A 21,415-nucleotide genomic window follows, 5' to 3' on the forward strand; every position below is an offset into this window, starting at 1 on the left:
ACGGGGCCGGGCCGGCCCCGACTGCCCGCCTGCGGCTATTGCGGTGCGTGAAAGAGAGAGGAAACTGCTTATAAGGAGGGGTCTGGTTGAGTCCCTGGCATCAAGTGTATTATCCCGTAGGGGGAAGCCTTTGGTTGTCCGCCCTGGTGGCGGTCATCCCCATCGCCTTCTTCTTCTGGGCGCTGGCCGTGCGCCGGATGAAGGGCCATGTGGCGGGGCTGTTGACGCTCTTGCTCGCCGTGATTCTCGCCATCATTGTCAATGGCATGCCAATTCCCATGGCCGTCTCCACGGCGATCTACGGGATGTTGAGTGGACTGTGGCCGATCGGTTGGATCGTGTTTACTGCCGTATTTTTGTATAACATTACAGAAGAATCCGGTTATTTTCGCGTCATTCGCGACTCGATCACCGGGCTCACCGGAGACCGGCGGATGCAGGCCTTGTTGATCGCGTTCTCGTTCAGTGCATTCATGGAAGGTTCGGCGGGGTTTGGGACGCCGGTGGCTATCGCCGCCGCCATCCTGGCAGGTCTTGGGTTTAACCCGTTGTACGCTGCGGGGATATGCTTGGTCGCGAACAGTGCGCCAGTGGCCTTTGGCGCCATCGGGATTCCCATTACCACCGCCGCCCAGGTCACCGGGATGGATGCCCACACGATCAGCCAGGTGGTGGGACGTCAGCTTCCGATTCTTTCCCTGTTTCTACCCTTTTGGCTGGTGCTCATTATGAGCGGGTGGAAACGGACTATTGAGGTGTTGCCGGCGATTCTCATCTCCGGCGGTTCCTTTGCCATCACGCAATTTTTGGTCTCCAATTTCGTGGGACCGGAGCTACCGGACATCGCTTCCGCTTTTGTCAGCTTGATCGCTCTGGCCCTGTTCCTCCGGGTGTGGCGCCCGAAGGAAGAATTTCATTTTGCCGATGAAAAGGCCGATGCTATTGTCAACCAAGCGGCGGCGGCCCGGCAGCAGCACAGTTCCGGGGACATGGTTCGGGCCTGGGCGCCCTGGGTGATTCTCACCGTGATGATTATTATCTGGTCTTTGCCCGCCTTTAAATCGGCCATCGCCGGGACCACGATTGCGGTGAATTGGCCCTGGCTGAACAAACTGGTAGTCTCGGTTCCTCCTGTAGCTGCAAAAAACACCCCCATGGCGGCGGTGTGGAAGTTCGACTGGCTGGGAGCCACGGGGACGTCTATTCTGATCGCCTCGATTCTGTCGATGTTTGTGGTGGGCATGTCGGTGGGGACTTGGTTTAAGGTGCTCGTCCGCACCTTCCGGCAGTTGTTGTGGCCGTTGGTCACCATTGCCGCGGTGCTGGGGTTCGGCCACGTGACGAACTACTCCTCCATGAGCGCCACCATCGCTTTGGCCCTGGCCGGAACCGGCGTACTGTTTCCGCTTTTCTCGCCGATTCTCGGTTGGCTGGGCGTCTTTCTCACCGGTAGTGACACGTCGTCGAATGTGTTGTTTGGCAACCTGCAGAAAATTACCGCGCAGCAGTTGGGGCTCAATCCGTACCTGATGGTGGGGGCGAACAGTTCCGGGGGTGTGACCGGCAAAATGATCTCTCCCCAGTCCATCGCCGTGGGGGCTTCGGCGACGGGGTTGGCCGGCCGGGAAGGTGAGATTTATCGATTCACCCTTAAACATAGTATACTGTTTGTATTAATCGTTTCGGTGATTACCATGATTGAGGCTTATGTGTTCCCAGGATTGATCCCTAAGTAGGGCGCGTCTCGGCACCCGGGGGACATCCGGGCATTAGTCTAGCGAGGTATGGTGATGGAGATGGCCTCTTCGGGCGAGGATACGGTAAAATCGGTGGATCGGGCATTGGTGATCCTGGAGCGGGTGAGTCGATACAAAGAAGGGGTCGGCATTACCGAGTTGGCCGCCGAGGTGTCGATGTACAAAAGTACTGTGCACAGGTTGTTGACGACCCTAGCCCGTCGGGGATACGTGGAGCAGGATCCGGAGACCGGGAGGTACAAACTCGGGTATGCAATTCTGGATATGGCCTCCCGGTTGTTGGGCAGCCTTGATTTGCGCCGCGAAGCCCGGCCGTATCTCGAGGAGTTGGCCGATTACTCCCACGAAGTGGTCCATCTCGTGGTGCTCGACCATGGGGAAGTGGTCTATATTGAGAAGGTGGAGGGCGACGAAACGATCCGCATGCACTCCCGGGTTGGCGCCCGGGCGCCGGTGCATTGTACGGGTGTGGGGAAGGCCATTCTCGCGTATCTGCCAGAGGAGGACGTAAAGTCCATCGTCGAGCGGCACGGGCTTCCGGCCCATACGCCCTACACAATCACCCGGTGGCTGGACCTGCGGGACGAGCTGCAGCGGGTGAAAGAACGGGGTGTGGCGATGGACCTCGAAGAAAACGAACTCGGCATCATCTGTGTGGCTGCCCCGATCTGGGATCATACAGGCCGGGTGTGTGCTTCCCTGAGCATCTCCGCTCCGAAGATGCGCATGCCTGAGGAGAGAATCAAAGATTTGGCGGATCGGGTGCGCCGGGCGGGGCTCGCCATCTCCGCTCGGCTGGGTTTTCCCTCGGCGGTGGCGTCGCGATAATCTAGCGGATCCTCTATAATAGACGGTGGAATGCCGCGCGGCGCTCACTTATGAGGAAGAAGGGAATTCGAGGATGGATCGATTCACAGAAAGTATTTATACCTTGATTGTCGAGACGTCCACCAATCTGCCCGATGATGTGCGCCGGGCTATTGCCCGGGCCAAGCTGACGGAGGAGATGGGGACCCGGGCGTCTCTCGCTTTGTCCACCATCGGGGAGAACATCATCATGGCCCAGGATGACCAGGCGCCGATCTGCCAAGATACCGGGATGCCGACATTTTTCGTCCGCTGCCCGGTGGGAGCCAACCAGATCGAGATGGCTCGACAGATCCGGGAGGCGGTGGTGGCGGCCACGCGAGAGGGCAAACTTCGCCCGAATTCCGTGGACTCGGTCACGGGCAAGAATAGCGGGAACAACCTAGGCCCCGGAACTCCGGTGATTCATTTTGAGCAGTGGGAAAAGGATGAGATCGAGGTCAAACTGCTCCTGAAAGGCGGCGGCTGCGAAAACAAGAACATCCAATACAGCTTGCCGACGGAGTTGGAGGGCCTTGGCCGGGCGGGCCGAGATTTGGACGGGGTGCGAAAATGCATCCTCCATGCGGTGTACCAGGCCCAGGGGCAAGGGTGCAGCGCCGGGTTCCTCGGGGTGGCCATCGGCGGCGACCGCACCACGGGGTACGAGGCGGCAAAAGAGCAGCTCCTGCGCCGAGTGGATGACGTGAATCCCGACCCCCGCCTCGCCGAATTGGAAGCGTATATCATGGAGAATGCCAACCGTTTGGACATCGGCACCATGGGCTTCGGAGGTCGGGTGACGCTGCTCGGGTGCAAAATCGGCGCGATCAACCGTCTTCCGGCGAGCTTTTTCGTGTCTGTCGCCTACAACTGTTGGGCGTTCCGGCGCCTCGGGGTGATCATCGACCCGGCTACTGGCGGAATCACCCAGTGGCTGTACAGGGACGGAGGGGAGCTGCCGGAACTCGGGGCTGCGGAAGGAATCGCGGGCTCCGAAGGCAGTCGTCGGGTGGTTTTGCGGGCGCCGGTCAGTGAAGAACAGATTCGGGAGCTGAAGGTCGGCGATGTGGTGATTATTGACGGACTTATCCACACTGGCCGGGACGCCCTGCATAAATACCTGATGGACCACGACAGCCCGGTGGACCTGCGAGGCGGAATTCTTTACCACTGCGGCCCGGTGATGCTCCAGGATGAAAAGGGCGAATGGCATGTAAAAGCCGCCGGACCCACCACAAGCAGCCGGGAAGAGCCGTACCAGGCGGACATCATCAAGAAGTTTGGGATCCGGGCGGTGATCGGCAAAGGGGGCATGGGGCCGAAAACCCTTGCCGGTTTGAAGGAATTCGGGGCGGTGTACCTGAATGCCATCGGTGGGGCGGCCCAATACTATGCGAGATGCGTCAAAAAGGTCGAGGGGGTCGATTTCTTGGAATTCGGCATTCCCGAAGCGATGTGGCACCTCCAGGTGGAGGGATTCGCGGCCATCGTGACCATGGACGCCCACGGCAACAGCCTCCACGCCGAGGTGCAGCAACGGTCCCTGGCGAAGCTGGCGGAATTTGCCGATCCGGTATTCGTATGATGGAGGCCGGCGAGAGGCGATTTTCAGGGTCCGGACGGGTGCCGGGCCCTTTTTTGTGGGGGGACGAGGATGAGGGTGGCCAGGGCTTTGACCATCGCCGGTTCGGATAGCGGCGGCGGAGCGGGGATTCAAGCGGATCTAAAAACCTTTCAGATGCTCGGGGTATACGGGATGACGGCCATCACCGCGATCACGGTACAAAACACAAAAGGGGTGTTTGGATCCCATCTTGTGCCGCCTGAGTTGGTGGCCGCCCAGATCGATGCTGTGGTGCGGGACATCGGCACGGATGCGGCAAAGACCGGGATGTTGGCCACGGCGGAGATTATCGAGGCGGTGGCGGCCAAGATCCGGGAATTGGGCATCACTCCCCTGGTGGTGGACCCGGTCATGGTGGCCAAAGGTGGGGCGCCACTTTTGGAAGAGGACGCCCGTTCGACATTAATTCGCGAACTGTTCCCCTTGGCGGCGGTGGTGACCCCGAATATCTCCGAAGCCGAGGCGTTGACCGGGATGACAATTCGCACCCGGGATGAGATGGTGGAGGCGGCGAAGCGGATTGCGGCACTGGGTCCCGGGGCGGTGGTGGTCAAAGGCGGGCATTTAGCGGGAGATCCGCTGGACATTCTGTACGATGGGCAGGCTGTCGTGGAGTTTCCGGGAGTCCGGGTTCGCACCCCGCACACCCATGGGACGGGATGCACCTTTTCGGCGGCAATTACCGCCGAGTTGGCGAAAGGGGCCTCTCTGCTTGACGCCCTGGGTACGGCCAAAGCTTTCATCTCGGCGGCTATTCGGGAAGCGCCGGGGCTGGGGGAGGGTCATGGGCCTACGAATCATTGGGCTTACAGCCGCCAGCATGCGGGTTCCGATCAACCCCGGGATGCCGCCCAGGTGTCCGAGGATGCGGAGGGGGGCCGGGAAGCGCGGTAAACGCCTTCGTGCCCGGTTGACTATCGTACACGGCCAGAAACCTGGTATACTGAAAAGGAATCACTCCTCAGGGAAAGGCGGTGGGCGGGGTGAGATTCGTCGACGATCTTTACGCACTGTACAAAGACCAGTTGACCGGAGACGAGGACGATGCGGTGATCATCGTGTCCGGCGTTCTCCAGGAGCTGTCCCGCGCCGAACTGTTGGAGTTGGTCTCTCAATTGGATCGAGACGAACTGTTTCAGATGGTCGGCCGATACCTCATCGACCGGCTTCGGGAGAAGATTGATCGCGAAGGCACGGGCTCTCCCACGATTCCCGAATACGGCGGAGAGGTTCATTAAGGAGGTTTTTCCAAGATGATGGGGCAGCCGAGGGGCTGGCGACCTACCCGGGTACAGGCCCTTTGGATGATTGGGCTGGGGGCGTCCTGTTACGGGCTCATCTCTCCGGTCATGAAAACTGCATTCGCCCAGGGTTATACCATGGAAGGGGTAACGGCAGCTCAGTACTTCGTTGCCCTTCTTTTCTGGGCTGTGGCGGGTCTTGCGGTACGAACCGGAAATCGGCCCAAAGGGCGAGAAGTGATCCAGCTTTTCATTTTGGGTCTCATCGGTTCGGGGGGAACCACAGTTCTTTATTACCGATCTCTTATCCATCTTCCGGCTTCCCTTGCGATCGTACTTTTGTTTCAATTCACGTGGATTACGATTTTACTGGAAGTTGTGTTGGAGAGAAAACCTTTGACTGCCCGGCGGTGGCAGGCGCTGTTGATGATCCTTTTGGGGACCGGACTTGCGGTGGGGTTGTTGCACGACCAGTGGGAAGGCGGAATTTCGTGGGTTGCTGCGGCCATGGCCCTGGGAGGCGCGGTGACGTATTCCATCCTTTTGTACGGGACAGGTCGGATTGCCGTACAAACGTCCCCTGTGAGACGAAGCCTGTTTATGTCCTTGGGGTCAGGAGTTCCCATTCTTCTGACCACTCCGCTGACGGCTTATTATACAGCGCCATCGATGGCCGGGTTGTATGGCTGGGGTGTTCTTGTGGCGCTTCTCGCCCAGATTACGCCGCCACTTTTGTTTGCTGTGGCGATCCCGGCGGTGGGCGGGGGAGCTGCCGCGGTGCTGGGATCGATGGAGCTGCCCGTGGCTGTCGTGGCGGCTGCACTAATCTTGAAAGAGCCGGTGGGGTGGGATCGATGGCTTGGGGTGGCCCTGATCCTGGCGGGGGTCATCTGGTCTGAACGGGTAAACCGCAGAGGGCGAGAAAGCCCCGGAACATAGCGTCAAGAAGAATGTCCGGAGCTTTCTTGTTCGGCGCCCTCCGGCGCAACAGCGTGCAACACTTGATCGGCCAGCCGATCCAACTCCGCCCCGTCCCGGTCCACGGGTTTTTCCCCGGATTTCCGCATCCATTCCCATAGGGCGATGCCGACTCCGGCGCCCACTAGAGCGGCGGTCCAGGTATTGCGGTTTGAACGGCGGGGCCTGAGGTTGGTCCAGAGTCGAACCACGTCGCCCACCTCCCCGCTATAGTCTACGCATTTCCACCCGGATCATCCGGGGGATTCAGCTTGGGGTTGGACGGATTGTGACCTCCGGAATTGCGAAACACGATGGGGCTTCGTACATATTCAATATCTCCAGTGCCTGTTCGCGCATTGATCGCCCGGGCGGCGGCAAAGAAAAAATCGGACAACCGGTTGAGATATCGCAGGACTTCGGGGTTGATCTCCTCCCGGTGGCTGAGTGTCACCACCCGGCGTTCGGCCCGGCGGACTAGGACCCTGCACACATGAAGGGCGGCGGCGGCCGGGTGCCCCCCGGGGATGATGAATCGCTGGACAGGGAGGGCTTCCGCGAGATAGGAATCAATGAGCGGTTCCAACCGGTCGGTCATTTCAGCGTGCACCTTGTAGGGGCGTTTGCCCGGCAGGGCCGCGAGATCTGCCCCACAGTCGAACAATTCCTGCTGGATCTCCAGAAGGTGCGCGGCGAGGTCGCGATCTCGGATGGGATCCAGGCGACTGATGGCGTCACCGACAAAAGCGTTTGCCTCGTCCAAGGTGCCGTAGGCTTCGATGCGAATATCATCCTTGTCCCGGACACCTCCGACGAGGCGGGTGCGGCCTCGGTCGCCACCACGGGTGTAAATGGACATGGGCAAACCTCCTTTCCCATGTTGTATCATTGGGGATGAACTCCTGTAAATCTTTCCGGGGGCCGATGGGATGGAACGAGAACGCGAGTTGGCGGTGCGAGTGGGCCAGATCTTGGTGGAGTGGTACGAAAGGCAGCACAGGGACCTCCCCTGGAGAAAGACCCGCGATCCCTATCGAATTTGGGTCTCGGAGACGATGCTTCAGCAAACCCGGGTGGAGACGGTGATCCCTTATTACGAGAGATTTCTTGAGGAATTCCCCTCGGTGCGTGATTTGGCCCAGGCGGCCGAGGAGGAGGTCCTGAAACAGTGGGAGGGGCTGGGCTATTATTCTCGGGCGCAAAATCTCCTTCGGGGCGCCCAGGTGGTGATGGAGCGCTTTGGCGGCCGGGTACCCGACGATCCCGAGGTGATTCGAGAAATTCCCGGAGTGGGGCCGTACACCGCCGGGGCGATCCTGAGCATCGCTTACGGACGTGATGTACCAGCTGTTGACGGCAACGGATTGCGTGTGTTCGCGCGGATTTTTCTCGTGGACGAACCAGTGGACAAGCCGGCGGGGCGCCGAAAGATTTCCTCGTTGATGCAGGCGGCCATTCCGCCGGGCCACGGGGGTGCTCTCAATCAAGCGGTGATGGATCTCGGATCCGGTGTCTGCCTGCCGAGGGCTCCAAAATGTCACGACTGCCCTGTGCTTCGATGGTGTCGGGCGGCGGAGGAAGGCGTCTGGGCAGAATATCCGGTTAAAACGAAGAAAAAACCGCCTAGACCCACCCGGGTCGCGGCAGGCCTGGCGAGCTGGCAGGGGTATCTATTTGTCCGCCGACGTCCAGATCGAGGGCTTCTGGCAGGTCTCTGGGAATTTCCTTCTGTAGAGGTGCGCTCCGGGGAATCCTGGGAGGAGGCGGCCTCCCGGGCGATGGCGGAGGCTGGGCTGGCTGTTGAGGCGGCGGAGCCCCTGGCCCGGGCGGAACATGTCTTTAGCCATCTCAAATGGGATTTTCGGGTGTATCGGTGCACCGCTCGGCCGGAGCAAATGTCGCAGGATGTCTTGAAAGTGTTGTCGGTGGCGGAGAGGACTTCCGGGGGTGTCGGCAAAGATCAGGTGCCTTGGCCCGGCGATTCGGCTGCCGCCTGGGTGTCGGCACAGGCACTGGGGCACCTGCCTTTCCCGGCGGTCTACCGCAAAATTTGGCCCTTGCTCAAGGAGAAAGGGGTTTGGTGATGTGGAAGGTGTACATCGAATACCGGGTGGCCGTTGAACGGGAACGCGCCTTTCGGGCGGCTCTTCCATCCCTCAAGAAAGAGATGAAAGAGTTGCCCGGCGGCGCGGTCTCCAGCTGGAGTCTCTGGGAAGGGTGGGACCAACCGAATCTGTATGTCGAAGAGGTCTTGTGTGGTTCTTTACAGGTGGCCCAGGGTGTGGCGGCCACCGTCGATTCGCCGGCCCCGACCGGCGAAAGGGTTGAAATCGTGAGCCCCGCCGAAGGGCGCGGGGCGATGGCTGATGGTCATCACGAGGAGGGTGACAAAGAAAGGTTTTTGTTGCCATCGCAACTCAACCTGCTCAGGCAGTGGGCCGCCCGCCGAGCAGATCTGGGGGCTCACCGATTTCACGTGTGGATCTTTGAGGAGCGGTGACTGTTATCTCGGCTTACGGAGCCACCTGACCCGATGCGCAAGGTGAAAGGACCAGGCGGCGGTAGAGCTGCGCGTAACGGTCCCGCTCGACAACCGGCGAGAACTCCCGGGCTACTCGTGTGGCGGCCCGCTGCCCGAGGGATTCCCGCCACTCGGGATCCAGGGCCAACTGCCGGGCCGATGCCAGAAATTCCTCCGCATCTTCATACAGCAGGCCGTCTTCTCCGTGGCGGATCAAATCGCGGTTTCCCGGTACCCGGGAGGCCATCACCGCTCTCCCCGCAGCCATCGCTTCAAGGAGCGCGTGGGAGAGACCTTCCGAGGTGGAGGTGTTGAGGACCACATCGGCGCATCGATAGAGGTCCCCCACCTCCCGGTGGGGCACGGCGCCCAGCCACTGAAACCACGGCCTCATCTCCGCTTCTGTTTCCACCTGCCTTAACAGATCGAGGTCAAACACCGCCCCCGCCAAGCAAAAGCGAACGGGTAAGCCTTCCCGGTAAAGCCGGGCTAAAGGCTTCAAGGCGTATAAGGGCCTCTTGACCGGCCGCAGTCCAGCCGGGAGAAAAAACACCACTTCTTCTTCCCGCCATCCCCACCTAGACCTGTCGTACCCCCGGCCGGGCGGCACGTCGATCCCCAGGGGGATATGCACACAATGGTTCTTTAGTTCCGGGCATTGTATACAAAACCCTTGCAGGGCGTCGGCGGTGAGAAAAATGAGCTGCCGAGCCCGGCAGGCGACCTCTACAATCTTTCTGCGCTCCCGGGGTCGTTTCATCTCTTCATTGACATCCGTTCCGGTGAAGGTGATGACCATCGGTTTCTCCGGCACGCCGAACTTTTCGACAAACGGAACGGCGGTGCGGGATGCGTTGAAAATATGGACGATATCGCACTGCTCGATATCTTCGGTTGTCACCGAATCCAGGGTGGTCACGCGAACATGGAGGTTCACCTCGGCCAAATGCCGGCGCAGGCGATCGGAGAATACCCAGTTTCCGCCGGCCGGTGGAGACGGTACGGGCAGTACGATCAGAATACTCATTCTATCATGAAACTCCTTCCAACGTTCATGTTGTTCGAGGCTCCGCCGGGCGCCCTTTGAACCGGCGCCAGACTCTGCTATCATGGACGAGAAGCCAACCTTTGAGAGGAGACGGACGTCTTGACCCAGCCTTCGAATCACTCGTCTGACGGGGTCCCGCGGAAGTACCGGCCGATCTTCTTCGTCATGGCCTTGGTTGCAATCTTTTGCTTTGCCCTGGTGGGGCAAAGTTTGTCGGACGGCAACGTCCCAAGGGCCGTGGCGGCCCTCATTGCAGCCGTGGTCATTGTCGGGGCCGGTTTTATCTGGAGAGGTCGGTTACTCCGATAAGGCCAGTCGCACTTATTGTCCGGGATGTACTTACTTTTGTCAAGTGAGGGGATCCCATTGAGCCGATGGCGCCCGGGTTCTATGTGGCCGCCAGAGTTGCTGCGGTATTTTCGCAAGTTGGCCGAAACGGCCCTGTTGGTTCTGTTCATGATCGTCGTATCCTGGGCGTTCTTGCAGACGCTCCCCTACACGATGCCCTTTGTGATCGGCCTGGTCATCGCCGTCCTCCTGCAGCCGATCGTCCGCCTGCTGGAGAGGTGGCGGGTATCCCGAACTGCCGCGATCCTGACGGCCATGGTCGTGATACTGGGGGTGATCTCCCTCGGACTGGTTTATGTGATTGTCCAAATCGCCCAGGAAGTCGCGGTGTTATCGGGTCAGTTGCCGCAGATTTACGCGTCGGTGCGGGATTGGATCAGCTATCAGTTTCAACACGGCCGGGAGATCGTACCTCCGTCCATGAGCGCTGAGATGGAAGCGATGCTCCAACATTTTACGCAACTTGGTTCCACGGAGGTCTCCCGGCTCTTGGACTACGTCCTCAGCTGGCTCCACGGATTGACGGGGCTTCCTGAGTGGATTACGGTTTTGGTGCTCGCCATCATCAGCACGTATTTTTTTCTTAGAGACCGGGAGCGGATTGCCCGTGGGCTGGTTTCCGTGTTGCCGCCCAGCTGGGATCTGAAATTAACCGCTGTGTTTCGGGATGTGGCCCATGCGATGACCGGGATGGTGCGGGCCCAGCTGATCCTGACGCTGATAACCATGGTCATGTCGATCATCGGCCTTTTGGTTTTTCGCGTGGAATATGCGATCACCATCGGAACGCTGATCGGTTTGACGGGACTCGTGCCCATCGTGGGATCCTTGATTGTGACAATCCCGTGGGCCGGGTGGTGTCTGATCACCGGGCAATACACCCTGGGGCTGGAGATTCTGGCGCTGCAGGGGGTAATCTCCTTGGTGCGCCACATTATCGAACCAAAGATCCTCGCGGACAACATGGGGCTGGATACCTTTTCCGCGTTGATTGCCGTGTACGTGGGCTGGAAGATCCTTGGCGTGCTTGGGCTATTTGTCGGCCCCATCCTGTGGGTGGGGATCGAATCTTTGGTACGGGCGCAAATTTTCCAGGATTTTATACCCCATTCCCCAAGTGTCCCCCCGGACGGTGGTGCACGGGCGGAATCCTCGGGATCGGGCCCTCCGGAATCTGGGCCACCCCCATCCGGCAAAGGGGAAGGACGCCCGGATTCTCAGGAACGGGGCCGACGACCCGAGGGGCCGGGGGATGAATCCGGTTTATGATGCGGCGGTCATGGGCAGAGTACGCGGGTCTGAGGGGGGCGAAGGATGGGGTCGTGGGGGGATGTTCCGGAAGTCGCTCCTTATGGGCGGGTGTGTTTGGAGAGTGTGAAGCGCGGGGATTCCCCGGGGACATGGAAAGCACACCGGCGGTGGCCCGAAGCGCAGTGGCTCCAAGGCCGATCTCCAGTGTTGTGGTTTGCTCCCGGGACTCCGGTGGTGGAAGGGAACGGCCGGAGGTGGAGCAGTCCTTACCCGGTAATCTGTTGGCTGTGGGAGGACAAGTGGTTTCACGTGATGGCCCTGTGTCGCGAAGACGGGACGGGTTATTATTGCAATATAGCCAGTCCGCCCGTATGGTTGCCGGAACGAAAGACCCTGCGGGTGACCGATCTGGAGCTCGACGTGCGCATAGAACCCCGAGGTCGGCCCAAGGTGGTGGATCGGGATGAGTTCGAGATGGCGGTGAGGCGCGGCCGGATCACCCGGATAGAGGCGGCAGCAGCGGAGCGGGCCGTGGAAGAGTTGCTCGGGTGGATCAAGGACCGGACTGGACCGTTTGATCCCGCGGAAGTCATCCGTTGGCGGCGGGTCGGCGAAGGGCAGGTTCCTGAGTAAGCTTTCGAGGAGGCGCAGTAGTCATGGGCGATCGACCGTTGATGGGAAAAGTGGCCCTGGTGACCGGAGGTTCCCGGGGCTTGGGGAAAGCCGTATCCCGGCGGTTGGCCGAGGCCGGGGCGGATGTGGCGGTGAATTATTTCCGCAACCGTGAGGCGGCGGAACACACCTGCGCGGAGATTCGGGAGCTCGGCGTCAAAGCGGAGCCGGTCAAGGCCAATGTGGCGGATCCGCAGAAACTGCACTTGTTATTTGATGAAATCGCAGAGAAATTCGGAGGGTTGGATATTCTCATTGCCAATGCGGCCTCCGGGGTCATTCGACCGGCCATGGAGCTGGAGGTTAAGCATTGGGATTGGACCTTGAACGTCAATGCCCGGTCCCTGCTGCTGATGGCCCAGCTCGCCTTGCCCTTGATGCAAAAGCGGGGTGGCGGACGAATTGTGTCGATCTCCAGCCTCGGGTCGCATCGGGTCCTGGACAACTATACGGCGGTGGGGGTTTCCAAAGCGGCCCTGGAGGCGCTCACCCGGTACTTGGCGGTGGAGTTGGCGCCACACGACGTCGTGGTCAACGCCGTTTCTGCTGGGGCTATGGACACCGACGCCCTGCGTTTTTTTCCGAATCGCGAGGATATCCTCCAAACGGCCGAGCGCCGCAACCCGGCGGGACGGCTGGTCACGGTGGGGGATGTGGCCGAGGTGGTGGCTTTTCTCTGCAGTGACGCGTCCTGGATGATTCGCGGCCAGACCGTTGTGGTGGACGGCGGGCAGTCACTGCTGATTTGACCCGGGACGGCAATCAGTTGGATACTGCCCAGCACTGAGGTGGTGACATGATCCCCGGGTGATCCGTGGAGAAAAAGGGCACGCTATTGTCCAAGATTTGACACAGGCAGTGTCTACCTGTATCTTTTATGTGGAAACTCACTTATAGATAGTATCGACCAAGCTGGCGGGTACCGGAATGGCTCTTGTAGACCCATTGTCGATCAAACGGGTTCAAAAGGGGTTGATCAGGTTGATCCAAAAACTCGAACCGACCGCCACCACCGACGGAATGGGCGCTTCGGTAAAGCGGCTGATGCCCACCCGGGCGCTGTTCACGGTCGACCCATTCTTGCTGATGGATCACTTTGCCGTAAAGCCACCGGCTGGCTTTCCTCCCCATCCGCATCGCGGGTTTGAAATCATCACGTACATGCTGACCGGCGCTTTTCGCCATGAGGATGACGCCGGGAATCGAGGAATCATTCCCGCTGGAGGATTGCAGCGAATTACGGCCGGGGCGGGGATTGTCCACTCCGAGATGCCGGCCACGGAAGATGTGAACGAAGGGATTCAGCTCTGGATCAATTTGCCGCGAAGCGACAAAGGTGTGGTGCCGAGCTATCAGGATGTCGCCGGAGATCAATTGCCGACAAAACGCATCGACGGTGCCATCGTGAAAACGATTGTGGGAGACGGTTCACCGGTTGACATCCGCCGGCCGATGAGATATGAAGATGTCACAGTTTTTCCGGGCATACAGTTCCAACTTTCGGGAATTGAAGGCTTTCAAGGATTGGTCTACGTGTTGGAGGGCAGAGGCCGGTTTGTTTTCGACACCGATTCTTCAGGCCAGGCGCCGGTAGAAGCGGGCGCCGGGGAAGCGCTGGTGTTTTCTCAGGAAACCATCCGGTCGATCCGCATTGTTGCCCACGAAGACTCGGCATCATCCGCTCTGCGCCTGATTTGGTTTGCCGGAGAACCCATCGGCGAACGACCGATCTTCCGCGGCAGTTTTGTCGACTGAAGGTGGGTTAAGCGCTGAGTCCACTGCGGACTTCCACCACCGGATGATCCGAACTTACGTGGAAAGATTCGGAGATACACAATATCCGGAGATGATTATTTTTAGCGTGACGTTTAAGAAATTCTGGGATTGGTCGGTCCGGGCCAGTGGGACCGGTTTGCCCGGGGAATCGAGGAAGCGCTGTCGGCCTTGGCCGCGGCCTGAGCTGATTTCGGTGTCATCGCGGCGAATATACCGCATAGGCCCATTGACGGAGTGTCTCAAATCGCATATAATTTTCCAAAAAGGCGATGTTTACTGCGGCGATGAAGCCGGAACCGCATCGGGAGATGGTCATTCCCGGGTGCTCCGGCTTTTTGCGTTTCCAAGGGGAGGGGCGGAAGGATGTCTGAAGAGAAGAAGCGGTTTATTCAAGAGTTTGTGCCGGGTAAGCAAGTGACGTTGTCTCACCTCATCGCCAATCCCAATGCGGATCTGCACACGAAACTCGGACTGGCCGAGCGCGGTGCCCTCGGCATCATGACGCTGACCCCCAGTGAGACGGTGATCATCGCCGGCGATCTTGCCGCGAAGGCAGCAAATGTGACCATTGGATTTCTCGACCGGTTTACAGGAAGTTTGGTATTGGTCGGAGCCGTGTCTGAAGTGGAGATGGCCATGGAATCGATCAACCGTTTCTTGCGGGATCAACTCGGTTTTACTCCGGCAGCCATCACCCGTTCTTAGGTGGTGCGTATGGGGAAGGTCATGATCATCGGGGCGGTCGGCAGCGGGAAATCGACTCTGGCGGATGCTCTGCTGGGCGGCGGGGCTCAGGTGATGAAAACCCAGGCCATACAGTATCGCGACTGGATTGTCGACACACCGGGTGAATATATGGAGAACCCCTTGTATTACCGTGCCCTGATGGCCACTGCCCTGGAGGTGACGGACGTATTGCTCATTCAAGACGCCACCCGGGATCGGACCGTTTTCCCTCCGGGTTTTGCCACAGGACTTCCAAAACGGGCCATCGGGGTGGTAACCAAAGCGGATCATCCCCAGGCCGATACAGATCGGGCAAAAGCATTGTTGCGCTTGGCCATGCCATTTGGGCCCATTGTTGTGACATCGGCCGTTACCGGGGAGGGTCTCAAAGAGTTGCTGGAATTATTGTAGCTGAAAGTCCTATCAAAATTATAGCTTGACGTTGAGCACCCGACGTACTAAAATTTAAAACAAACAGGAGAGCCCGGGGCAACGGCGCCCGACAACAGTTGCATCGGCTGTTGCCATGGGCGCCTTTTCGTTTAGGGAGGCCCAGGTGAACGGAATGGATGCACTTGACCAAGTTTGTCGTTTGCGCACCGATCTCAGCGACGACGATGTCGCCCGAATCCGGGATGTTGCTCGTCATTTGCAATTAATTGCAGACCTGACGCAAGCGAATGTGTTCGTGGACTGCCCTCTGCCCAGTGGAGACGACGCAGTTGTGGTTGCCGAAGCGAGCCCGGTTTCGGGCCATTCGCTGTATAGTGAATCTGTGGTTGGCAAGATAGCTTTCGCCGCGTACGAACCCGCGGTGGCTCGGACACACCGAACCGGCGAAGTGACCACTTACAATCGAGCGATTACCCAAGAAGGAAAACACGTGAAACAAAGTGTGGTTCCGATCAAGAACGACAAGGGGGAAACGATCGGGTCATTGATATTGGAACAGGACATCAGTGAGTGGATTGATAATGCTGCTCGGGTTCGGGTTCTTAGTGAAGCCGTCGAACAACTCAGTCACGTATTTTTCGATATTCCCGGTCGTTCTCCATTATCGGATGTTATTCAGGATGCGCTATTCCTGACAGATGACCAAGGCCGGATCACCTATGTGAACGCCTGTGGAATTACATTGATTACCGAATTTCAACCCTCTACCCACTTGATCGGGGAACGACTTGATAAAGTCCTCCCTTTTATCCGGGGTCTGCAATTTTTAGAAGGTGAAGCAGTGCGTTACGAAACCGAGGTGGGCAAGCGCGTTTTCCAGGTGCACGCGGTGGGGTTGTGGGATCCATCGGGGACTCGCTCCGGCTTGGTCATGATTCGCGAGGTGAGCGAGCTGCGGGAAAAGGAGCGGCAACTTCAGATTCAATCCGCCATGATCAAGGAAATCCACCACCGGGTCAAGAACAACCTTCAAGCGGTGGCAAGTCTTTTGCGGCTGCAAATGCGGCGGTGTCCCGAAGACCAGCAGGCGCATTACCGGCAGACGCTCAATCGAATCATGAGCATCGCCGCAGTTCACGAGGTTCTGTCCGGATCCCGGGTGGAGATGGTGGATTTTCATGATGTGGTTCGTAAGATCGGTTGGATGCAGATTCACAGTATGACGGCGGATCCGCCCAGGATCCGATACGAGGTGCGGGGCGCGCGGTTGGTTCTGCCGTCCGGAAGGGCGGTTTCCTTGGCCCTGGTGGCCAATGAACTGATACAAAACAGTTTGGAACATGCGTATCGGGATCGAACGGAAGGGTTGCTCGCTGTAGAGATTGGCGATCAGGAGTCCTGGGCCTTGCTGCAGGTGGTGGACGATGGTTGTGGTTTTCAGGAAGGGCAGGTCCGCGAGAGTTTAGGATTGCAGATTGTCCGGACTCTGACAGAGTGCGACCTCGGCGGGGTTTTTCACATCCAGGTTCGACCGGAAGGCGGCACCGTGGCGACCGTGATGTTTCCGAAAGGGGAGACCAGTGATGAGCAGGGCCCGAATTATGATCGTGGATGATGAGTCGATCCTGAGGATGGACATCCGGGAGATATTGCAAGAGCACGGTTACGAGGTGGTGGCCGAGGCGGGGAACGGAGAATCGGCGGTCGAACTCGCCCATCGTCACCGTCCAGATCTCGTTCTCATGGATGTGAAGATGCCAAAGATTAACGGGGTCAAAGCCGGCCGAATCATTCACCAAAAACTCGGGATCCCCATTGTTCTGTTGACTGCGTACAGCGATGGGGCATTGATCGAAGAGGCCAAGAACTCCGGCGTGCTCGGTTATCTCGTGAAACCGGTCGGCGAGTCCGACCTCATCCCCGCCGTCGAGATCGCCTTGGCCCAAGGAGACCGTCTTCACCGACTCTCGTGCAATGTTCATCGGCTTGAGAAACAACTGGAAATCCGAAAGTTGGTCGAGCGGGCCAAGGGGATCCTGATGCAAGAACACGGACTATCGGAACAGAGTGCGTATCAAATGTTGCGATCGGAAAGCATGAATCAGCGGGTTTCCCTGGAGCGCATGGCCCAGGATGTGATCGCGGGACGACTGCGGTTCGACAGACGGTCGGCAAATCCCTGAACACCCGGATTTCTCGTTGGGCGGCGGTGAAGGGAAAGAACGGCAATACCAGGTGGATATTCGTTTGGGCAATGGCGCCCCGGAAGGTTCATCCGAACCGCTTGGGGCGCTTTTTGCTGTGTTGAGGAAGGGACGGCTTATGAAACGGAAAGATGCGATGACCACGGTGGGGATTGATTTGGGGACCAGCACGACGAAATTGGTCGTGAGCCGCCTGCGTCTCGCCAATACCGCCGGCCACTCCCGCATACCTCGAATCGAAATTGTCGACCGGGAGGTTGTATACCGCAGCCCTTTATACCGAACGCCTTTATTAAATGATTCCCTGATTGACATGGCAGGGGTGGGGGAGATCCTGAACGCGGAATATCGCCGGGCCGGCATCACTTTCGCGGACATCGACACCGGGGCGGTGATCATCACCGGAGAAACGGCTACCCGGGACAATGCCCGGGAAGTGGTCATGTCCCTGGCCGATCGGGCCGGAGATTTTGTGGTGGCCACCGCGGGGCCGGATCTCGAAGGGATTCTTGCCGGAAAAGGTTCCGGAGCCCTGGAATGGTCCAAACGAATGAACCGAACGGTCGCCAATGTTGATATCGGCGGTGGCACCGCGAACATTGCTTTGTTCTCCCGGGGAGAGGTGCGCGGGACCTGTACCCTGGCGATCGGCGGTCGAGTGATTGAATTTGAACGAGGAGTCGTGCGGAGGGTGTCGCCTGTGCTGAAAAAGTGGATGCAGGTAACGGACATGCGGCTTGAACCCGGGTGGAGGGTGGATCACTCGGTTGAAATGTTGTGCCGGATCTCGGACCGACTGGCCGGGTGTCTGGCGGGTGTGCTGCACCAGCGCGTCGGTCCGCCGGAGCGTGAACTTTTGGTGGGCCATCCGCCCAACTGGGTCGAACCGCCGGATGCCTGGATGGTTTCCGGCGGCGTCGGAGGGATGATAGCCGCGCTTCTCGACGGATCCCGGTCGGCATCGAGTTGTAAGGAATTGGTGATTGAACGTGCCTGGGCGGAGGACGGTTTTGCCGATATGGGGTTGCCCTTGGCTTACAGCCTTGTGCACGAACAGAGCTTTGCCGACTTGGAGCGGATTCCGGCCCGGGAAACGATGCGGGCCACGGTGATCGGGGCGGGAACGCAATCAATGGAGATCAGCGGAGCGACGGTTCATGTCGAGGCCGGACGGCTGCCCCTGCGCAATGTGCCGGTGATGGCGTTTACCTATGACCCGGAAGGTGTACCCGAAGAGGATTTGCGTCAAGTGCTTGCTCGGGGAAAACGGATCTATGATCCCGGCGGGGAAAATCCGCCGCTGGCGCTGGCGGTGCGGGGGTTATCCGGAAGACATTTTTCGGATCTCCAGGAGGCGGCGCAGGTTTTTTCCCGGGTGCTTGGGGAAGGTCTGTCGGGCGGGGAACCGGCTGTCCTCATCATGGACGGCGATGTGGGAAAAGCCTTTGGGCAGTGTCTGTCGGCGGCGGGGCTGAAGTCTTTGGTCTGTATTGATCAGATTCAGGCCGGCGACGGCGATTACGTCGACATCGGCGAACCCGTGATGGAGAGCGGTGCGGTGCCGGTGGCGGTCAAGACCCTGGTTCTCGATGGGCCGAGGGAGGTGAAAAAACGGTGAAACTGACAGCACAAGTACAGGGGCAAAGTTACGGATTCAGGGATCTTAAAGAAGTATTCGCCAAGGCCAATGAAGAACGATCCGGCGATCGCCTGGCGGGAATCGGGGCCGAATCCGCCCAAGAACGGATCGCGGCGAAGCGCGTTCTGGCGGAAACCACGCTCGAACAGATCCGCAACAATCCGCTCATCCCGCCGGAGGACGACGAGGTGTCCAGAATCATCGACGAGGGGGTCAATGAGCGAATTTACCGGGAAGTCCGCGGTTGGACCGTGGCGGAGCTTCGGGAATACATTCTGTCCGACGGCGCGTCGGGGACCGATCTTCTCCGCTTGTCCCGGGGATTGACCAGTGAAATGATTGCAGCGGCGGCAAAGTTGATGTCGAACCTGGATTTGATCTATGCGGCGAAAAAAATTGAAGTGATCACCCGCTGCAACGGGTCCATCGGCCATCGTGGGACGCTTTCTTCCCGACTGCAGCCGAACCATCCCACCGACAGTGCGGACGGTGTGGTCGCGTCCATTCGCGAGGGGTTGTCCTACGGGGTCGGGGATGCGGTAATCGGCATCAACCCGGTGGACGACTCCGTGGAGAGTGTGAAGCGCCTCATGCATGCTTCGCACGATTGTATCCGGGCCTGGGGCATTCCAACCCAGAATTGCGTTTTGGCGCATGTGACCACCCAGATGAAGGCGGTGGAGCAGGGAGCTCCGGTTGACCTGATCTTCCAGAGTATCGCCGGCACCGAAGAAGCGAATCGTTCTTTCGGCATCAGCGCGGCGCTCTTAGATGAAGCCCACGAGTTGATCCGGCGGGAGGGTGCCAGCCCGGGGCCCAATCTGATGTATTTCGAAACCGGCCAAGGAACCGAGTTGTCGGCGGACGCACACCACGGAGTGGACCAAGTGACCCTTGAAGCCCGGAAATACGGCTTTGCCCGGCGTTGGAATCCGTTCATTTTGAATACCGTGGTGGGGTTTATCGGGCCGGAGTATCTGTACGATGCGAAACAAGTGATCCGGGCGGGGCTTGAAGATCATTTCATGGGCAAGATGCACGGTATTCCCATGGGGGTCGACGTGTGTTACACGAATCACACCAGGGCGGACCAGAATGACATCGAAGGACTGGGAGTGCTCTTGGCGGCGGCCGGGGTGAATTTTGTGATTGCCGTGCCCATGGGCGACGACTGTATGTTGAATTACCAATCTCTCAGTTATCACGATATTCCCGCCCTGCGGCAGACCTTCGGACTTCGCCCGGCTCCGGAATTCGAAGCGTGGCTGGAGCAGCGGGGGATCTTACGGCACGGCGCCTTGACGGAGCGGGCCGGCGATCCGACGCTTTTCGTGTTCGATTAGGAGGGTGGCGTATGTCCCGGAACGTTCAGGATGAGGTGCAGGAGATCGTACGACGAGTTCTCCATCGGCTTCAAGACGGATCCACGGACGGGGCAATCTCCCGGAGGCCGTATCCCGAAAGAACTGAGGCGGCTTCCGCTTCAAAGGAGGCGCAGGTCTTGCGGGCGAGGTTGGTGCCTTATGAGACGGGCCGTGTGGATGGTGGGTCTTCCGAGGTGTGCGGGATGGAAAACGAGGGCGGGAGTCGCACCCGGCTGAATACAGGAGAAGTCGCTGCTCTGTCCGAAGAAGATGTCGATCCCGCCTTTCAGGGGCAAATCAAAGGATGTACAGTGTCCGGGGTTGCAATCAGGGATCAAAGACTCCTCCGAGACCTGCTGCGCACCACTCCGGCTCGGATCGGTGTGGGGCGGTCGGGACCAAGGCCGTGCACCGAAACTCTGCTCACCTTTCGGGAAGACCACGCGGCTGCGGTGGATGCCGTCTACGGGGAAGTGGATGAAGCGGTACTGGAGGAGTTTGGGTTGTTTGTGGTCGACACCATGGCCGCCGACAAGGACACCTATATTCGACGTCCGGATCTTGGAAGGAAGTTGACGCCGCAGAGTGTTCATTTGATCCAGCACAAATGCGTCAGGCGTCCGCAGGTGCAGGTTGTGGTGTCGGACGGCCTCAGTTCCCAGGCGGTGATGACGAACCTGAAGGATGTCTATCCGGCCCTTTGCCAATCGTTAAAACAATATGGGCTTTCGATGGGAACGCCGTTTTACGTTCGCCGAGGGCGCGTGGCCATTATGGACGAGATCGGGGAACTGCTTCAGCCCGAGGCTTTCGTCCTGCTCATCGGCGAGCGGCCGGGGTTGGCCGCCGCCGATTCGATGAGTGCGTACCTGTGTTATCGACCGCGACGAGGCACCATAGAAGCGGATCGGATGGTGGTATCCAACATTCACGACGCCGGTACGCCTCCTGTTGAAGCGGGCGCCCATCTGGGCGCCGTGGTCAAGACCATGATCGAAAAGAAGGCCAGTGGAGTGAAACTGATGTCTGTGGAGTGAAAGAGGGG

General features: G+C 59.1%; 23 protein-coding genes. 20 read left to right on the forward strand and 3 right to left on the reverse strand.

Going from position 1 to position 21,415, the window contains the following annotated elements:
• Positions 1–86: 86 nt before the first annotated feature.
• From K6T64_RS06640 to K6T64_RS06665, 6 genes are all read left to right on the forward strand, one after another.
• On the forward strand, positions 87–1,736 hold the full coding sequence (locus K6T64_RS06640; protein ID WP_288009174.1) for an L-lactate permease: 1,650 nt from the start codon (positions 87–89) through the stop codon (positions 1,734–1,736).
• A gap of 54 nt (positions 1,737–1,790) precedes the next feature.
• A complete protein-coding gene (locus K6T64_RS06645) occupies positions 1,791–2,585 on the forward strand; it encodes an IclR family transcriptional regulator (protein WP_170086277.1) in 795 nt (264 codons plus the stop codon).
• A gap of 73 nt (positions 2,586–2,658) precedes the next feature.
• Entirely contained in the window at positions 2,659–4,191 is a 1,533-nt protein-coding gene (locus K6T64_RS06650) for a fumarate hydratase (protein ID WP_288009176.1), read from the forward strand.
• Positions 4,192–4,260: 69 nt separating this feature from the next.
• On the forward strand, positions 4,261–5,124 hold the full coding sequence (gene thiD / locus K6T64_RS06655; RefSeq protein WP_288009178.1) for a bifunctional hydroxymethylpyrimidine kinase/phosphomethylpyrimidine kinase: 864 nt from the start codon (positions 4,261–4,263) through the stop codon (positions 5,122–5,124).
• A gap of 89 nt (positions 5,125–5,213) precedes the next feature.
• Positions 5,214–5,468, forward strand: coding sequence for a DUF6154 family protein (locus K6T64_RS06660; protein ID WP_100669522.1), 255 nt, complete (start codon positions 5,214–5,216; stop codon positions 5,466–5,468).
• 15 nt (positions 5,469–5,483) lie between these two features.
• A complete protein-coding gene (locus K6T64_RS06665; protein ID WP_288009179.1) occupies positions 5,484–6,410 on the forward strand; it encodes a DMT family transporter in 927 nt (308 codons plus the stop codon).
• A gap of 2 nt (positions 6,411–6,412) precedes the next feature.
• On the opposite strand, the gene K6T64_RS06670 is transcribed toward K6T64_RS06665, so the two are convergent.
• Positions 6,413–6,640 carry a hypothetical protein gene (locus tag K6T64_RS06670; protein WP_100668503.1) on the reverse strand — a complete coding sequence of 76 codons (228 nt, stop codon included), beginning with the start codon at positions 6,638–6,640 and terminating at the stop codon, positions 6,413–6,415.
• 23 nt (positions 6,641–6,663) lie between these two features.
• Positions 6,664–7,287 (reverse strand): cob(I)yrinic acid a,c-diamide adenosyltransferase, encoded by a 624-nt coding sequence (locus tag K6T64_RS06675; RefSeq protein ID WP_100668502.1) that lies wholly within the window; start codon positions 7,285–7,287, stop codon positions 6,664–6,666.
• Positions 7,288–7,357: 70 nt separating this feature from the next.
• Here K6T64_RS06675 and mutY point away from each other — a divergent pair, with 70 nt between their 5' ends.
• Together mutY and K6T64_RS06685 are read left to right on the forward strand one after the other, a co-directional pair.
• Positions 7,358–8,512, forward strand: a complete 1,155-nt coding sequence (gene mutY / locus K6T64_RS06680; protein ID WP_288009181.1) for an A/G-specific adenine glycosylase — start codon at positions 7,358–7,360, stop codon at positions 8,510–8,512.
• Positions 8,506–8,928, forward strand: coding sequence for a hypothetical protein (locus tag K6T64_RS06685; protein WP_288009183.1), 423 nt, complete (start codon positions 8,506–8,508; stop codon positions 8,926–8,928). The genes mutY and K6T64_RS06685 overlap by 7 nt, the downstream gene beginning before the upstream one ends.
• A 13-nt stretch (positions 8,929–8,941) precedes the next feature.
• Here K6T64_RS06685 and K6T64_RS06690 read toward each other — a convergent pair whose 3' ends face one another.
• The gene (locus K6T64_RS06690) at positions 8,942–9,976 is read right to left on the reverse strand and encodes a glycosyltransferase (RefSeq protein ID WP_288009184.1); all 1,035 of its coding nucleotides are present in this window, start codon (positions 9,974–9,976) and stop codon (positions 8,942–8,944) included.
• A 120-nt stretch (positions 9,977–10,096) separates the two neighbouring features.
• On the opposite strand from K6T64_RS06690, the gene K6T64_RS06695 reads away from it, so the two are divergent.
• The 12 genes from K6T64_RS06695 (at position 10,097) to eutC (ending at position 21,407) form a co-directional block, all read left to right on the forward strand.
• Complete coding sequence (locus K6T64_RS06695) at positions 10,097–10,306, forward strand: DUF5325 family protein (protein WP_170099731.1); 210 nt, start codon at positions 10,097–10,099, stop codon at positions 10,304–10,306.
• Between the two features lie 57 nt (positions 10,307–10,363).
• Positions 10,364–11,614, forward strand: coding sequence for a sporulation integral membrane protein YtvI (gene ytvI / locus K6T64_RS06700; protein WP_288009186.1), 1,251 nt, complete (start codon positions 10,364–10,366; stop codon positions 11,612–11,614).
• 45 nt (positions 11,615–11,659) lie between these two features.
• Positions 11,660–12,229, forward strand: a complete 570-nt coding sequence (locus K6T64_RS06705) for a DUF402 domain-containing protein (protein WP_288009187.1) — start codon at positions 11,660–11,662, stop codon at positions 12,227–12,229.
• Positions 12,230–12,252: 23 nt separating this feature from the next.
• Positions 12,253–13,017: an enoyl-[acyl-carrier-protein] reductase FabL gene (gene fabL, locus K6T64_RS06710; protein ID WP_100668495.1), complete on the forward strand. Its 765-nt coding sequence runs from the start codon at positions 12,253–12,255 to the stop codon at positions 13,015–13,017.
• Between the two features lie 178 nt (positions 13,018–13,195).
• Positions 13,196–14,023 (forward strand): pirin family protein, encoded by an 828-nt coding sequence (locus K6T64_RS06715; protein ID WP_100668494.1) that lies wholly within the window; start codon positions 13,196–13,198, stop codon positions 14,021–14,023.
• Positions 14,024–14,407: 384 nt separating this feature from the next.
• Positions 14,408–14,749, forward strand: coding sequence for an ethanolamine utilization microcompartment protein EutS (gene eutS / locus K6T64_RS06720; protein ID WP_288009190.1), 342 nt, complete (start codon positions 14,408–14,410; stop codon positions 14,747–14,749).
• A gap of 9 nt (positions 14,750–14,758) precedes the next feature.
• Positions 14,759–15,181, forward strand: coding sequence for a EutP/PduV family microcompartment system protein (locus tag K6T64_RS06725; RefSeq protein ID WP_288009191.1), 423 nt, complete (start codon positions 14,759–14,761; stop codon positions 15,179–15,181).
• Between the two features lie 154 nt (positions 15,182–15,335).
• The gene (locus K6T64_RS06730) at positions 15,336–16,778 is read left to right on the forward strand and encodes a sensor histidine kinase (protein ID WP_232059855.1); all 1,443 of its coding nucleotides are present in this window, start codon (positions 15,336–15,338) and stop codon (positions 16,776–16,778) included.
• Positions 16,747–17,346 (forward strand): ANTAR domain-containing response regulator, encoded by a 600-nt coding sequence (locus tag K6T64_RS06735; RefSeq protein WP_100668489.1) that lies wholly within the window; start codon positions 16,747–16,749, stop codon positions 17,344–17,346. The genes K6T64_RS06730 and K6T64_RS06735 overlap by 32 nt, the downstream gene beginning before the upstream one ends.
• A 139-nt stretch (positions 17,347–17,485) precedes the next feature.
• A complete protein-coding gene (locus K6T64_RS06740) occupies positions 17,486–18,985 on the forward strand; it encodes an ethanolamine ammonia-lyase reactivating factor EutA (protein ID WP_288009193.1) in 1,500 nt (499 codons plus the stop codon).
• A complete protein-coding gene (locus K6T64_RS06745; RefSeq protein ID WP_100668487.1) occupies positions 18,982–20,349 on the forward strand; it encodes an ethanolamine ammonia-lyase subunit EutB in 1,368 nt (455 codons plus the stop codon). Before K6T64_RS06740 ends, K6T64_RS06745 begins: the two co-directional genes overlap by 4 nt.
• 11 nt (positions 20,350–20,360) lie before the next feature.
• Positions 20,361–21,407, forward strand: a complete 1,047-nt coding sequence (gene eutC, locus K6T64_RS06750; RefSeq protein WP_288009195.1) for an ethanolamine ammonia-lyase subunit EutC — start codon at positions 20,361–20,363, stop codon at positions 21,405–21,407.
• Positions 21,408–21,415 lie beyond the last annotated feature (8 nt).

It is taken from the genome of Kyrpidia sp., from assembly GCF_023512215.1.
GTDB classification, from domain to species: domain Bacteria; phylum Bacillota; class Bacilli; order Kyrpidiales; family Kyrpidiaceae; genus Kyrpidia; species Kyrpidia spormannii.

What these genes read in the sequence shown, in the direction of transcription:
- K6T64_RS06645 (WP_170086277.1), top strand. Translation starts at nt 1,791, where the DNA reads ATGGAGATGGCCTCTTCGGGCGAGGATACGGTAAAATCGGTGGATCGG.
- K6T64_RS06650 (WP_288009176.1), top strand. Translation starts at nt 2,659, where the DNA reads ATGGATCGATTCACAGAAAGTATTTATACCTTGATTGTCGAGACGTCC.
- thiD (WP_288009178.1), top strand. Translation starts at nt 4,261, where the DNA reads ATGAGGGTGGCCAGGGCTTTGACCATCGCCGGTTCGGATAGCGGCGGC.
- K6T64_RS06665 (WP_288009179.1), top strand. Translation starts at nt 5,484, where the DNA reads ATGATGGGGCAGCCGAGGGGCTGGCGACCTACCCGGGTACAGGCCCTT.
- K6T64_RS06675 (WP_100668502.1), bottom strand. Translation starts at nt 7,287, where the DNA reads ATGTCCATTTACACCCGTGGTGGCGACCGAGGCCGCACCCGCCTCGTC.
- mutY (WP_288009181.1), top strand. Translation starts at nt 7,358, where the DNA reads ATGGAACGAGAACGCGAGTTGGCGGTGCGAGTGGGCCAGATCTTGGTG.
- K6T64_RS06690 (WP_288009184.1), bottom strand. Translation starts at nt 9,976, where the DNA reads ATGAGTATTCTGATCGTACTGCCCGTACCGTCTCCACCGGCCGGCGGA.
- K6T64_RS06705 (WP_288009187.1), top strand. Translation starts at nt 11,660, where the DNA reads ATGGGGTCGTGGGGGGATGTTCCGGAAGTCGCTCCTTATGGGCGGGTG.
- fabL (WP_100668495.1), top strand. Translation starts at nt 12,253, where the DNA reads ATGGGCGATCGACCGTTGATGGGAAAAGTGGCCCTGGTGACCGGAGGT.
- K6T64_RS06715 (WP_100668494.1), top strand. Translation starts at nt 13,196, where the DNA reads ATGGCTCTTGTAGACCCATTGTCGATCAAACGGGTTCAAAAGGGGTTG.
- eutS (WP_288009190.1), top strand. Translation starts at nt 14,408, where the DNA reads ATGTCTGAAGAGAAGAAGCGGTTTATTCAAGAGTTTGTGCCGGGTAAG.
- K6T64_RS06725 (WP_288009191.1), top strand. Translation starts at nt 14,759, where the DNA reads ATGGGGAAGGTCATGATCATCGGGGCGGTCGGCAGCGGGAAATCGACT.
- K6T64_RS06730 (WP_232059855.1), top strand. Translation starts at nt 15,336, where the DNA reads ATGGATGCACTTGACCAAGTTTGTCGTTTGCGCACCGATCTCAGCGAC.
- K6T64_RS06735 (WP_100668489.1), top strand. Translation starts at nt 16,747, where the DNA reads ATGAGCAGGGCCCGAATTATGATCGTGGATGATGAGTCGATCCTGAGG.
- K6T64_RS06740 (WP_288009193.1), top strand. Translation starts at nt 17,486, where the DNA reads ATGAAACGGAAAGATGCGATGACCACGGTGGGGATTGATTTGGGGACC.
- eutC (WP_288009195.1), top strand. Translation starts at nt 20,361, where the DNA reads ATGTCCCGGAACGTTCAGGATGAGGTGCAGGAGATCGTACGACGAGTT.